Annotated in this window: 11 protein-coding genes; 5 read left to right on the plus strand and 6 right to left on the minus strand. The window is 58.1% G+C overall.

The features are described from left to right. Positions 1 to 67 precede the first annotated feature (67 nt). Positions 68 to 817, minus strand: coding sequence for an FKBP-type peptidyl-prolyl cis-trans isomerase (locus ORY85_RS02230; RefSeq protein ID WP_274571344.1), 750 nt, complete (start codon positions 815 to 817; stop codon positions 68 to 70). 273 nt (positions 818 to 1,090) lie between these two features. Here ORY85_RS02230 and ORY85_RS02235 point away from each other — a divergent pair, with 273 nt between their 5' ends. From ORY85_RS02235 to pntB, 4 genes are all read left to right on the plus strand, one after another. Continuing rightward, the gene (locus tag ORY85_RS02235; RefSeq protein ID WP_274571345.1) at positions 1,091 to 2,611 is read left to right on the plus strand and encodes an acetyl-CoA hydrolase/transferase family protein; all 1,521 of its coding nucleotides are present in this window, start codon (positions 1,091 to 1,093) and stop codon (positions 2,609 to 2,611) included. A 193-nt stretch (positions 2,612 to 2,804) separates the two neighbouring features. Further along, a complete protein-coding gene (locus ORY85_RS02240) occupies positions 2,805 to 4,343 on the plus strand; it encodes a Re/Si-specific NAD(P)(+) transhydrogenase subunit alpha (protein WP_274571346.1) in 1,539 nt (512 codons plus the stop codon). A gap of 41 nt (positions 4,344 to 4,384) precedes the next feature. Further along, positions 4,385 to 4,717 (plus strand): antibiotic biosynthesis monooxygenase, encoded by a 333-nt coding sequence (locus ORY85_RS02245; RefSeq protein ID WP_274571347.1) that lies wholly within the window; start codon positions 4,385 to 4,387, stop codon positions 4,715 to 4,717. Between the two features lie 34 nt (positions 4,718 to 4,751). Further along, a complete protein-coding gene (gene pntB, locus ORY85_RS02250; protein ID WP_274571348.1) occupies positions 4,752 to 6,134 on the plus strand; it encodes a Re/Si-specific NAD(P)(+) transhydrogenase subunit beta in 1,383 nt (460 codons plus the stop codon). A 164-nt stretch (positions 6,135 to 6,298) separates the two neighbouring features. Here the strand turns inward: pntB and purL are convergent, their stop codons facing one another. From purL to hemF, 4 genes are all read right to left on the minus strand, one after another. Further along, entirely contained in the window at positions 6,299 to 10,210 is a 3,912-nt protein-coding gene (purL, locus tag ORY85_RS02255; protein ID WP_274571349.1) for a phosphoribosylformylglycinamidine synthase, read from the minus strand. 141 nt (positions 10,211 to 10,351) lie between these two features. Then, positions 10,352 to 11,164, minus strand: coding sequence for a sulfite exporter TauE/SafE family protein (locus tag ORY85_RS02260; protein WP_274571350.1), 813 nt, complete (start codon positions 11,162 to 11,164; stop codon positions 10,352 to 10,354). Continuing rightward, on the minus strand, positions 11,164 to 12,168 hold the full coding sequence (gene argF / locus ORY85_RS02265) for an ornithine carbamoyltransferase (RefSeq protein WP_274571351.1): 1,005 nt from the start codon (positions 12,166 to 12,168) through the stop codon (positions 11,164 to 11,166). Before argF ends, ORY85_RS02260 begins: the two co-directional genes overlap by 1 nt. Positions 12,169 to 12,192: 24 nt before the next feature. Beyond that, positions 12,193 to 13,107, minus strand: a complete 915-nt coding sequence (hemF, locus tag ORY85_RS02270) for an oxygen-dependent coproporphyrinogen oxidase (protein ID WP_274571352.1) — start codon at positions 13,105 to 13,107, stop codon at positions 12,193 to 12,195. A gap of 110 nt (positions 13,108 to 13,217) precedes the next feature. Between hemF and ORY85_RS02275 the strand changes: the two genes are divergently transcribed. Further along, the gene (locus tag ORY85_RS02275) at positions 13,218 to 13,679 is read left to right on the plus strand and encodes a peroxiredoxin (protein WP_274571353.1); all 462 of its coding nucleotides are present in this window, start codon (positions 13,218 to 13,220) and stop codon (positions 13,677 to 13,679) included. Here the strand turns inward: ORY85_RS02275 and ORY85_RS02280 are convergent. Further along, positions 13,667 to 14,020, minus strand: coding sequence for a RidA family protein (locus ORY85_RS02280; protein ID WP_274571354.1), 354 nt, complete (start codon positions 14,018 to 14,020; stop codon positions 13,667 to 13,669). The genes ORY85_RS02275 and ORY85_RS02280 overlap by 13 nt on opposite strands. Between the last annotated feature and the right edge of the window lie 138 nt (positions 14,021 to 14,158).

Here is a 14,158-nt window from a genome sequence, read left to right on the forward strand (position 1 = left end):
GTCCTGTGAAAACCGAAACCTGCACGGGGCGGCCGTGCAGGTCGGGAAAGTGCTGTCTTGCGGAAGATTATTTTTTCGGCTCGACTTTAACCAGCTTGATGTCGAATACCAGTGCCGAATTGGCCGGAATATCGCCCGCTTCGCGTTCGCCGTAAGCCAGTTTGGCCGGGATGAACAGCGTGTATTCGCCGCCTTCCTTCATCAGCTGGACACCTTCGGTCCAGCCCGGAATCACTTGATTGAGCGGGAAGGTAACCGGCTGTCCCTGTTTTTTGCTGCTGTCGAATACTGTACCGTCAATCAGACGGCCTTCGTATTCCACCGTTACCACATCGTCGGCTTTGGGCTGCTTGCCGGTGCCTTCGGTTTTCACCGTATATTGCAGGCCGGAAGTAGTGGTTTTCACGCCTTCTTTGGCCGCATTTTCTTTCAGGAAGGCTTCACCTTTGCCCAGATTGGCTTTGGCCTCTTCTTCGGCTTTGGCCGCAGCTTTCTGCTGCTGTTCGGTCAGGAAAGCCATCATGACTTCCTGTGCCTGGGTTTCAGTCATTTTCGGCTCTTTGCCGTTTACCACGGCTTCGACCGCTTCGTTAAACAGTTTCAAATCGACTTCGGTACCCTGATCTTTCATCTGTTTGAATGTGCGGCCGATGTCGATGCCCATTGCGTAGCTCGCCTGTTGCAGCGGCGAACCCAAATCGGCAGCCGCCGCCGATGCCGGCTTTTCCGCCGTACCGGCAGAAACGTTTTGCTTGCAGCCTGCCAGTGCCAAACCTGCGGCCACGGCCAGTAATCCGAATTTGAAACCCTGTTTCATGTGATTGACTTTCTGAAATATAAATACCGCATGGAGCGGAACGGCGGGGATTATATAATAATTATCCGGGTGAATGATGCAGGCCGTTTGTAAAAATCAGACAGAACAGGTTTACGGCGGCAACGGGGAGCAGCTTTACACTAAAAAGTCTTTACGCTATATTTGCCGCTGACCGGTTGCGGGCGGTAACCGTACGCCGGAAGCAGAAAATATCATGACAGGGTACTGCGCTGCCGTGCGGTGCCGTTTCCCGGTACAGAAAAGGAGAAATCCATGACCCAAGCAGCAGAACGCGTGCGCCACGAGGGCTTGCGCGCCAAAATCATGTCGGCCGAACAGGCGGCCGAGTTTGTGCAAAACGGTATGATGCTGGCCGTGAGCGGCTTTACCGGCGCGGGTTATCCCAAAGCCCTGCCTACCGCGATTGCCGAGCGTGCCAAAGCGGCACACGCGCGCGGCGAAGAATTTAAAGTCGGTATGGTAACCGGCGCATCGACCGCGCCCGAGTGCGACGGTGTTCTGGCCGCTGCCGACTGCATCAGCTTCCGCAATCCTTTTCAATCGGATCCCACTCTGCGCAACAATATCAATGCGGGCAATATTGCTTATCAGGATATGCATCTGTCGCATGTCGAGCAGCAGATGCGCCAAGGTTTCTACGGCAGCTTTGATTTGGCCGTTATTGAAGCTTCGGGCATTACCGAAGAGGGAAAAATCATTCCGGCCATGGGTATCGGCCACGGCAACGAAGCCTTGAAAGCGGCGAAAAAAATCATTGTCGAAGTCAATACGGCGCAAAACGCCAAATTGGAAGGTATGCACGATGTGGTATACGACATCGGCGTGCCGCCGCACCGCAAACCGATTCCGCTGACCGGCCCGTTCGACCGTATCGGTTCGCCCTATCTGGAATGTGATTTGGACAAAATCGTTGCCGTCGTGATGACCGACAGCGGCGACCGCAACAGCAAATTTGCCGACCCCGACGACAATTCCAAACGCATTGCCGCGCAGATTATCGATTTCTTCAATCACGAAGTGAAGGCAGGCCGTCTGCCGAAAAACCTTCTGCCGCTGCAATCGGGCGTGGGCAACGTGGCCAACGCCGTATTGGCCGGGCTGTTGGACGCGCCGTTCGACGATTTGACCGGCTACACCGAAGTGTTGCAGGACGGTATGCTCGATCTGATTATCGCGGGCAAAATGAAGTCGGCTTCGGCCACCGCGCTGTCGTTCAGTCCCGACGCGCTGCAACGCTTTAACGACAACATCGAATTCCTGCGCGACAAAATCATTCTGCGCCCGATGGAATACACCAACAATCCCGAAGTGATCCGCCGTTTGGGCATTATCGGCATGAATGCGATGATTGAAGCCGATATTTACGGCAACGTCAATTCCACGCACGTGATGGGCACCAAAATGATGAACGGTATCGGCGGTTCGGGCGACTTTACCCGCAACGCGTTCTTCTCGTTCTTCGTGTCGCCCTCGGTGGCCAAAGACGGTGCGATTTCCTGCATCGTGCCGATGGTTTCGCACCACGACCACACCGAACACGATGTGATGTTCATCGTTACCGAGCAGGGCATGGCCGATTTGCGCGGCAAATCGCCGCGCCAGCGCGCGAAGCTGATTATCAACAACTGTGCGCACCCCGATTACCGCGACCAGCTGAACGATTATTTCGACCGTGCCGAAAAAGCGGGCGGCCTGCATACGCCGCACATTTTGAGCGAGGCACTTTCTTGGCACCAGCGGTTTGTCGAAACGGGCGATATGCGCGTGAAATAATCCCGTTTTCCGTTACAGGCCGTCTGAAAATGCGATGGGTGCGTTTTCAGACGGCCTTTCTGTATCTGCTGATCGGAGTGGAGTAATTGCTTCTATTTTCTGCTTGTTTTTCCTGCCGGAACGCTCTATAAAGACAAAAATATCCATAAATTTAAATTTGTTTACAATTTATTGTGTAATGTGAGGAAAACTTATGAGAATCGGTATCCCGAAAGAATCTGCGGCGGGTGAATCCCGCGTGGCGTGTACGCCGGAATCGGCAGAGCAGTTGCAGAAGCTCGGTTTTACCGTGATGGTAGAGCGCGGGGCGGGTGTGGCGGCCGGTTTGGCCGATGCGGATTATGAGGCGGCAGGCGCGGTGTTGGCCGATGCGCAAAGTGTGTGGGACTGCCCGTTGGTTTATCAGGTCAATCCGCCGAATGAGGAGGAGACAGGCCGTCTGAAAGCGGGGCAGACGCTGGTGAGTTTTTTATGGCCGGCTCAAAACCCCGATCTGGTGCAGAAACTGGCCGACAAAAAAGTGAATGTGCTGGCAATGGATATGGTGCCGCGCATTTCGCGCGCGCAGGCCTTGGACGCGCTTTCTTCCATGGCCAATATCAGCGGCTATCGTGCGGTGATTGAGGCGGCCAATGCGTTCGGCCGTTTTTTTACCGGCCAGATTACGGCGGCGGGCAAAGTGCCGCCCGCGCAGGTGCTGGTGATTGGTGCGGGCGTGGCGGGGTTGGCCGCGATTGGTACGGCCAACTCTTTGGGCGCGGTGGTAAAAGCGTTCGACACGCGCTTGGAGGTGGCCGAACAAATCGAATCGATGGGCGGGAAGTTTCTCAAATTGGACTTTCCGCAGGAAGCGGGCGGCAGCGGCGACGGCTACGCCAAAGTGATGAGCGAAGAATTCATCGCCGCCGAAATGAAGCTGTTTGCCGAGCAGGCCAAAGAGGTGGACATCATCATCACCACCGCCGCCATTCCCGGCAAACCCGCGCCCAAGCTGATTACCAAAGAAATGGTGGAAAGCATGAAGGCGGGCAGCGTGATTGTGGATTTGGCTGCGGCCACCGGCGGTAACTGCGAATTGACCCGCCCGGGCGAATTGTTCGTTACCGACAACGGCGTGAAAATCATCGGCTACACCGATATGGCCAACCGCTTGGCGGGGCAGTCTTCCCAACTCTACGCCACCAATCTGGTCAGCCTCACCAAGCTGTTAAGCCCGAACAAAGACGGCGAAATCGCGCTGGATTTTGAAGACGTGATTATCCGCAACATGACCGTTACCCGCGAGGGCGAAATCACCTTCCCGCCGCCCGCCATTCAGGTTTCCGCCGCGCCGCAACAGCAGGCCGCCCAAGCCGCGCCTGCGGCCAAACCCGAGCCGAAACCCGTTCCCGCTTGGAAAAAACTTGCGCCTGCCGTGATCGGCGCGGTGTTGGTTTTATGGGTGGGTGCGGTGGCGCCTGCCGCTTTTCTGAACCACTTTATCGTGTTCGTGCTCGCCTGCGTGATCGGCTATTACGTGGTGTGGAACGTGAGCCATTCGCTGCACACGCCGCTGATGTCGGTAACCAATGCGATTTCCGGCATCATCGTGGTCGGCGCACTTTTGCAAATCGGCCAGGGCAACGGCTTGGTGTCGCTGCTCGCCTTTATCGCGGTGCTGATTGCCAGCGTGAATATCTTCGGCGGTTTTTACGTTACCCGCCGTATGTTGAATATGTTCCGTAAAGGATAGGCTTGAAGGCCGTCTGAAGAAACCACTGAAGGAATGCGGAAATGACTTTTGCCCAAACACCCGAACCGCCTTACTACGCCGTGATTTTCACATCGCAGCGCACCGACGGCGACAAAGGCTACACCAAAACTGCCGGGCGCATGGTTGAGTTGGCGCAACAGCAGCCGGGCTTTCTCGGCGCAGAAAGCGTGCGGGCAGACGGCTTCGGCATCACAGTTTCATACTGGGCAAGCGAAGCGGACATCACGGCATGGAAAAGCCATGCCGAGCACCGCATCGCCCAAGAAACAGGCAAATCCATCTGGTATGCCGACTTCGCCGTCCGCGTGTGCAAAGTGGAGCGTGCCTACGGTACGGTTTTTCAGACGGCCTGAGCGATCTAAAATACAAAAATTCGGAGAACAAATCATGTCTTCAGGACTCGTAACCGCGGCATACATTGTTGCCGCTATTCTGTTTATTTTCTCGCTGGCGGGGCTTTCCAAACAGGAAACCGCCAAAAACGGCTGCTATTACGGCATCGCCGGTATGGCGATTGCGCTGTTCGCCACGATTTTCAGCGAAAACACCGCCGGCTTGGGCTGGATTATCATTGCCATGGCGCTGGGCGCGGCAATCGGTATTTATAAAGCGCAAAAAGTCGAAATGACCGAAATGCCCGAACTGATTGCGCTGCTGCACAGCTTCGTCGGCCTGGCCGCCGTGCTGGTGGGCTTCAACAGCTTTATCGAAGCGGGCAATATGCCGTCTGAAATGCACACCATTCATTTGATTGAAGTATTTTTAGGCGTATTTATCGGTGCGGTAACGTTTACCGGATCGCTGGTGGCGTTCGGCAAACTCAACGGCCGTCTGAAAAGCAAGCCTTTGCAGCTGCCGCACCGGCACAAGCTCAATCTGGCGGCTTTGGTACTGTCTTTTCTGCTGCTGACCGGTTTTGTCGGGGCGGACGGCAGTTGGCCTGCCCTGGTGGTGATGACCTTGATTGCCTTGGCTTTCGGCTGGCATCTGGTGGCTTCCATCGGCGGCGCGGATATGCCGGTGGTAGTGTCCATGCTCAATTCCTATTCGGGCTGGGCGGCGGCAGCGGCAGGCTTTATGCTCGGCAATGATTTGCTGATTGTAACGGGTGCACTGGTCGGTTCCAGTGGGGCGATTTTGTCGTACATCATGTGTCAGGCCATGAACCGTTCGTTTATTTCCGTCATCGCGGGCGGTTTCGGTACCGACGGCTCGTCTGCCGTATCGGACAGCGGTGAAGTGGGCGAATACCGCGAAGCGAAGCCCGCCGAAGTGGCCGAAATGCTGAAAAACGCCGACAGCGTGATTATCACGCCGGGCTACGGTATGGCGGTGGCGCAGGCGCAATATCCGGTGGCCGAAATCGTGGAGCTGCTGCGCCGGAACGGTACGCAGGTACGTTTCGGTATCCATCCTGTTGCAGGGCGGCTGCCGGGCCATATGAATGTTCTGTTGGCCGAAGCCAAAGTGCCTTACGACATCGTGCTGGAAATGGACGAAATCAATGATGATTTTGCCGGTACCGACGTGGTGTTGGTAATCGGTGCGAACGATACGGTCAATCCTGCCGCACAGACCGATCCGGGCAGTCCGATTGCCGGTATGCCGGTTTTGGAGGTGTGGAAGGCCAAAGAAGTGGTGGTGTTCAAGCGTTCGATGAATACCGGTTACGCAGGTGTGCAAAACCCGCTTTTCTTCAATGAAAACAGCGTGATGTGTTTCGGTGATGCCAAAGCCAGCATTGATGGGATTCTGGCAGCGTTGAAGTAGGCAGGGTTATTGATTCCGAAATTGCCGGAGCGGGATTTTGAGGGCGTGGCAGGTGTCGGATACGGAGTATCCGACACCTGCTCTGAAATCCAGCCTGTCATATATTCGGCCGTCTGAAAACGCCGATGGTGCGGTTTTCAGACGGCCTTTTGCTGTCGCGGCGTTTAACCCAGGGCTTTGCGCGCACCGGCAAACAGGCGGTACCAGCCGGACAATTCGCTGTCGCGCCATGTTTCGGGTGCCCAGCTCATTTGTACGGTGCGGTAAACGCGCTCGGGGTGCGGCATCATGATGGTGATGCGGCCGTCGGTATTGGTTACGCCCGCGATGCCTTGCGGCGAGCCGTTGGGGTTGAGCGGGTAGGTTTCGGTGACCTCGCCCAAGCCGTCGGTGTATTGCAGCGCGATGGCGGTTTCGGACGGCACGCGGCCGCCCTGACGGGCAAAATCGGCGCGGCCTTCGCCGTGGCTGACGACGACGGGCAGGCGGCTGCCCTGCATTTCGGCCAGAATTAGCGAGGGCGAGCGGGCAACGGACACCATGCTCAAACGGGCTTCAAACTGCTCGCTGCGGTTGCGGCGGAATTTCGGCCAGGCGGCGGTGCCGGGAATGATTTCGGCCAGATTGCTCACCATCTGGCAGCCGTTGCACACGCCCAGAGTCAGGGTATTCGGATCGGCGAAAAATGCGCTAAATTGGTTGCGCAGGGCAGGGTGGAACAGAATCGATTTGGCCCAGCCCTCGCCCGCACCCAATACGTCGCCGTAGCTGAAACCGCCGCAGGCGGCGATCATTTTGAAGTCGGCGAGTTTGACACGCCCGGCCATCAGGTCGGACATATGCACGTCATAGGCATCAAAGCCGGCGCGGGTAAAGGCGGCAGCCATTTCGATTTGGCCGTTCACGCCCTGCTCGCGCAAAACAGCGATTTTCGGCTTGGCACCGCGGTGGATAAACGGCGCAGCGATATCTTCGCGAATGTCGAAAGTCAAATCGGCAGACAGCGCGCTGCGTTTGTTGTCGTCCAGCAGGGCAAATTCGCTGTCGGCGCATTCGGGGTTGTCGCGCAGGCGTTGGATGCGGTAGGACGTTTCCTGCCATGCCTGTTGCAGTTCGGTCAGCGGTTCGTCAAACAGAATGCTGCCTGTCTGTGTACCGCCGGTGCCGAGAATGCGCAGGCGGCCGTCTGAATTTAAATGTGCCGTGATGCCGTTGTCCAATGCGGCACGCAGGCCGCAATCGGCAAACATTTTTTCGACGGCGGCACGGTCTTCGTTGCGGATTTGAATGACTGCGCCCAATTCTTCGTTAAACAGGGTGCGCAGCACGGTATCGGGTGTGTGCGTTCCGGCACCCAGATCAACCGTCAGGCCGACCCGGGCGGCAAACGCCATTTCTGCCAGTGCGGCAAACAGGCCGCCGTCGCTGCGGTCGTGATAGGCCAAGAGCCTGTTTTCGGCCACCAGTTGCTGAATAACGGTGTAAAACGCTTTCAGACGGCCTGCATCGTCCAAATCGGGCGATTCTCCGGCTATTTGCTTGTATACCTGCCCCAAGGCAGAACCGCCCATACGCGCCCGGCCAAAGCCCAAATCCACTGCCAGCAGCACGCTGTCTGCTACATTTTTCAATTCGGGGGTAACGGTTTTGCGCACGTCCTGAACGGGCGCGAATGCCGAAATAATCAGGCTTAGCGGCGAGGTAACGGATTTTTGTTCCGCGCCGTCCTGCCACACGGTTTTCATCGACAGGCTGTCTTTGCCTACCGGAATACCGATGCCCAGTTCCTGACAGGTTTGCGACACGGCCTGAACCGTGCGGTAGAGTTTTTCGTCTTCGCCTTCGTTGCCGCAGGCGGCCATCCAGTTGGCGGAAAGTTTAATGTTGCCCATATCGCCGATATGGGCGGCGGCGATGTTGGTTACCGCTTCGCCGATGCACATGCGGCCGGAGGCGGGCGCGTCCAGCAGGGCGGGGGCGGGTCTTTCGCCCATGCTCATCGCTTCGCCGCGATAGGTGTTGAAACCCATCAGGGTTACGGCGCAGTCGGCTACGGGGGTTTGGTAGCGGCCGACCATCTGATCGCGGTGGGTCAGGCCGCCCACGCTGCGGTCGCCGATGGTAATCAGGAAGTTTTTCGCGGCGACGGCGGGCAGGCGCAAAATGCGGTAGGCGGCTTCGGTCAGGTTGATGCCGTCTGTATCGAAGGCGGTTTCAGACGGCCTGACGCTGATGTCGCTGCGCGTGGTTTTCGGCGGTTTGCCCAGCAGAACGTTCATCGGCAGGTCAACGGGGTGATTGTCGAACAAGTCGTCGCGCACTTGCAGACGACCGTCGTCGGTGGCCGTGCCGATAACGGCAAACGGGCAGCGTTCGCGTTCGCAAATGGCGCGGAATGTGTCCAAATCCTGTTCCAAAACCGCCAAAACATAACGCTCCTGCGCTTCGTTGCTCCAAATCTGCATCGGTGTGAGGCCGTTTTCTTCCAGAGGTACGGCGCGCAGGTTGAATATTGCGCCACGCCCGGCATCATTGACCAGTTCGGGGAAAGCGTTGGACAGACCGCCCGCGCCCACGTCGTGAATCGAAATAATCGGATTGTCGCCGCCCAGCTGCCAGCAGCGGTCGATGACTTCCTGTGCGCGGCGTTCGATTTCGGGGTTGCCGCGCTGAACCGAATTGAAGTCCAGCCCGGCATCGTTGGTACCTGTATCCATAGAAGAGGCCGCGCCGCCGCCCAGTCCGATCAGCATACCGGGGCCGCCGAGCTGGATTAACAGCGCGCCTTCGGGGATTTCGTCTTTATGCGTTTGTGCGGCCTGAATATTGCCCAAGCCGCCTGCAATCATAATCGGCTTGTGGTAGCCGCGCACACGGCCGCCGAATTTTTCTTCAAAGGTGCGGAAGTAGCCCAACAGATTGGGGCGGCCGAACTCGTTGTTGAACGCCGCACCGCCGATGGGGCCTTCGATCATGATGTCCAGCGGCGTGGCGATGTGGCCGGGTTTGCCGTAAGGCGTTTCCCAAGGCTGGCCGAAACCGGGGATATTGAGATTGGAGACGGTAAAGCCGGTGAGGCCGGCTTTGGGGCGCGAACCTTTGCCGGTGGCGCCTTCGTCGCGGATTTCGCCGCCCGCACCGGTGGCCGCACCGGCAAACGGCGCGATGGCGGTGGGGTGGTTGTGGGTTTCCACTTTCATGATAATGTGGGTGTTTTCTTTATGAAAACGGTAGGCCTGACCGGCGGCGGCATCGGGATAGAAACGCTCGATTTCCGCACCTTCGATGACGGAGGAATTGTCTTTGTAGGCGACCACCGTGCCTTCGGGGTGGGCGTTGTGGGTGTCGCGGATCATGGAAAACAGGGATTTTTCCTGTTTTTCGCCGTCCAGAATAAAATCGGCGTTGAAGATTTTGTGGCGGCAGTGTTCGCTGTTGGCCTGCGCGAACATCATCAGTTCGACGTCGCTCGGATTGCGTCCGATGGCTTGATAATTTTCCAGCAGATATTCGATTTCGTCCGGCGAGAGTGCCAGTCCCATGTCACGGTCGGCCGCTTCCAGGGCCGCGCGGCCGCCGTTCAGAATATCGATGCGGGCAAAGGTCTGCTCCGGCGCGCTGTGGAACAGTTTTTCGGCCGACTGAAAATCGGACAGCACGCTTTCGGTCATGCGGTCGTGCAGCAGAGCCGCCCAGCGGCGGTAGTGTTCTTCGTCCAAATGCCCGTCCAGCCACACGGCCGTACCGCGTTCGATGCGGTGTATGCCCGACAGGCCGCAGTTGGCGGCAATGTCGGTGGCTTTCGAGGCCCAAGGCGAGATGGTGCCGATGCGCGGCGTGATGAGAAACAGCGTGCGGCCGCCGGTATCCTGCCCCCCGTCGGCTTCTGCGGCCAGCAGGGCTTGGAGGCGGGCGGTATCGGATTCGTTCAGTGGGGCGTCGCTGTGGACGAAATAGCGGTATTCGCTGCTGACGGCGGCAGGCGGCAGCCCGGCCGCAGCGGCTTTTTGCAGCAGTTTTTCAATACGGAAATCGGACAGGGCGCGCTCGCCGCGCAAAGACAGGACGACAGACATGGATACAGTTTCCGGGCAGTTGGACAAACGGGCGGATTATACGCGATTTGTATTGTTTTGGCTTGGGATTTGTCGGGCGGGGAGGCCGTCTGAAAACGGTGTCGGAACGGTTTCGGACGGCCGGCAGGGCAGCGGCGCGGTTCAGCGGAACACCTGCCACAGCATTTTGGCGGCAATCAGCAGCAACAGGATACCGAAACCCGTTTTCAGACGGCCTGCGGGCAGTTTGTGCGCCAGCCGCACGCCGATGGGGGCGAATAAGACGGTAGCGGCGGACAGAACCAGCACGGCAGGCAGATAGATGAAACCGGCGGAGCCTTCCGGCAGTACGGCACCGGATGTGAGGCCGGCCAGCCAGTAGCCCAGCGCGCCGGTCAGCGCAATCGGCCAACCCAGCGCGGCCGAAGTGGCAACGGTGCGGTGCATGGAAACATGGCAGGCGGACAGGTAGGGAATGACAAGCGAACCGCCGCCGATGCCCACCCAGCTCGACAGAATGCCGAACAGGCCGCCCATGCCGAAGAGCGTGCGCCGGCCGGGCAGGCTGCGCATGTTTGCGGGACGGATGCCCAGCAGGGTGCGCAGAGCCAGAACGGCGGCAAAACAGGCGAAGAAAATCTGCATACCGCTGTTGGGCAGATAGCGTGCCATCTGCGCACCGGCGGCCACGCCCAAAATCATGCCCGGTGCCATGCTTCTGAACACCGGCCACTCGATGGCCTGTTTGCGGTATTGGGCATAGGCACTGGCAAACGACGTGAACACCATCACGGCAAACGAGGTGCCGACGGCCAGATGCTGGGCATGTGCCGACCCCGCACCGCCCTGAATTTGCAGCACCCACAGCACCACCGGCACCAGAATCATGCCGCCGCCGATACCGAACAGTCCCGCAATCAGGCCGGCCAGCGCACCCATGCCCAGCATCAGGCCGACGGCTTCGGGCGACCACATCAGCTGTGATCTCCCAGCAGGGCCACCAGAACGGCTTTGATGGTGTGCATACGGTTTTCCGCCTGCTCAAAGACGATGCTGGCCTCGCTCTCAAACACATCTTCGGTGACTTCCACGCCGTCCAGCCCGAATGTTTGGTAAATCCATTCGCCGACTTGGGTTTCGCGGTTGTGGAAGGCGGGCAGGCAGTGCATAAACTTCACATTCGGGTTGCCCGAGGCGGCCATCAGGCCGGCGGTGACGCGGTAATCGCGCAGCAGCCCGATGCGTTCGCGCCACACTTCGGCCGGTTCGCCCATGCTCACCCAAACATCGGTATGGATAAAATCGACGCCGTTTACCGCTTCCTGCGGCTTGTCGGTCAGCAGAATACGCGCGCCGCTTTTTTCGGCCAGCCGCTGTGCGGTGGCAATGATGTTTTCAGACGGCCACAGCGATTTGGGCGCGCCGATGCGCACGTCCATGCCCAAAAGTGCGCCGGTAATCAGCAGCGAATTGCCCATGTTGTAGCGCGCGTCGCCCACATAGGCATAGGCCGTCTGATTCAGCGGTTTGCCGCTGTGTTCGCGCATCGTCAGCATATCGGCCAGCATCTGTGTAGGGTGGAATTCGTCGGTCAGGCCGTTGAACACCGGCACACCGGCGTACGCAGCCAATTCTTCGGCTACGGCCTGGCCGTAGCCCCGGTATTCGATGGCATCGTACATTCTGCCCAGCACGCGCGCCGTGTCTTTGATGCTCTCTTTGTGGCCGATTTGGCTGCCGGAGGGTTCGAGATAGGTAACACCCGCGCCTTGGTCGCGCGCGGCCACTTCAAATGCGCAGCGGGTGCGGGTGGAAGTTTTCTCGAAAATCAGCGCGATGTTTTTGCCGGTCAGGCGCGGTACTTCGCGGCCGGCTTTTTTCGCCGCTTTCAGTTCGGCGGCCAAATCCAATAAGGCGGTGATTTCTCCGGCGGTGTAATCGAGCAGTTTCAGAAAATGTTTTTGGCTGACAATGGGCATGATCAGGTTTCCAAGGCGGGGCGGTTAGTCGGAAAAAGGCAGTCCGGCGAGCCAGTCGCGGGGCATGAGATAGCGGTTCAAACGTGCTTCGGGCGAGCCGGGTTCGGGGCGGTAATCGTATTCGAAACGCACCAGCGGCGGCAGCGACATCAAAATGCTTTCCGTGCGCCCGCCGCTTTGCAGGCCGAAATGGGTTCCCCTGTCCCACACCAGATTGAATTCGACATAGCGGCCGCGCCGGTAAAGCTGGAACCGGCGTTCGCGCTCGCCGTAGGGCGTGTGTCTGCGTTTGGCGACAATCGGCACATAAGCATTAAGATAGCCTTCGCCCACGGCGCGGGTGAAGGCAAAACAGGTTTCGAAGTCCCAGCGGTTCAAATCGTCGAAAAACAGGCCGCCGACGCCGCGCGTTTCGTTGCGGTGTTTCAGATAAAAATAATCGTCGCACCAGGTTTTCAATTCGGCATACAGGCCGTCTGAAAACGCATCGCAGAGGTTTTTGGCGGTTTGGTGCCAGTGCAGAATGTCTTCGTCGAACGGATAAAACGGCGTTAAATCGAAACCGCCGCCGAACCACCACACCGGCGCGGCGTTTTCGGGATAGGCGGCAAAAAAGCGTACATTGGCATGACTGGTCGGCACAAAGGGATTGCGCGGGTGGATTACCAGCGATACGCCCGCCGCTTCAAACGGCGCACCCGCCAAATCCGGCCGCCGCGCACTGGCCGCCGCAGGCAGCGATGTGCCTTTGATATGGGAAAAATTCACGCCCGCCTGCTCGAAAACTGCACCTTCTTTCAATACGCGGCTGATGCCTTGCCCGAGCGGGCTTTCCCAGCGGTCGGACACAAATCCGGCCGCGCCGTCTTGGGCGGCCAATTCGTCGCAGATGCGGTTTTGCAGGGTTTGCAGCCATGCCGTTACGGCTCCGGTGTTCATGCGCTATTCCTTCAAGGGCTGAAAAACATCATTATATACCGTCTGCACGCTTGGCAGGCCGTCTGAAAAGCCAGTAAGATGGCTTTTTTACAACGGCTTTTGTCAGGAGTATGCTGATGGCTTATTCTTTCACACTTCCTTCTTCCGCAGGGCGCGATTTTGTTTCAGACGACCATCTGCCTTTGGTGCTGTATTTCTATCCGAAAGACCACACCCTGGGCTGCACCACCGAAGGGCGCGACTTTCAGGCACGGCTGGCCGATTTTCAGGCTTTGGGTTACACCGTGGCGGGCGTATCGCGCGACAGCGTCAAAACCCATCAGAATTTCTGCGCCAAACAGGGTTTTCGGTTTGAACTGCTGAGCGATGCCGACGAGACCGTCTGCCGCCTGTTCGATGTCATCAAACTGAAAAAACTGTACGGCAAAGAATCTTTGGGTATCGAGCGCAGCACTTTTGTGCTGGACAAAAACGGCGAAGTGGTTCACGAATGGCGCAAAGTCAAAACGGCCGGCCACGCGCAGGAAGTGCTGGACACTTTGCGTGCGGCCTCGGAAAATCAGGCGCGCTGAACGGCGGACACTTTGATTTCCACCGCCCACGCGCTGTCGGCCAGCTTAGCTTCGACACAGGCGCGGGCGGGCGCGCGTTCGGGATTGACCCATTCGTCCCATGCCTCATTCATGGCCGCATAATCGGCCAAATCGCGCAGGAAAACAGTGGCTTCCAAGATATGGTTTTTATCCGAACCGCATTCGTTCAGCCAGTAATCAATCTGGCGCAGCACATCGCGCGTTTGTGCCCGGGTATCGGCTTCGGGGTTTTCCGGCACCATGCCCGACAAAAACACCAAGCCATTGGCGCAGACGGCCTCGGACAGGCGCGCGGTTTGGCCGAAATAGCGGATAGTCATAGCTTGCTCCTGAGTGATGATGGGGTGGAAAATCAAAGTGCAGACGGCAGAAAGGCCGTCTGAAAATACGTTTGCCGGACCGGCAGCCCTTGGCGGGCGCAGCCGCATTTACGGCGGGCGCCCGACTAATATAACGGC

Source organism: Neisseria leonii (assembly GCF_028776105.2).
GTDB classification, from domain to species: domain Bacteria; phylum Pseudomonadota; class Gammaproteobacteria; order Burkholderiales; family Neisseriaceae; genus Neisseria; species Neisseria leonii.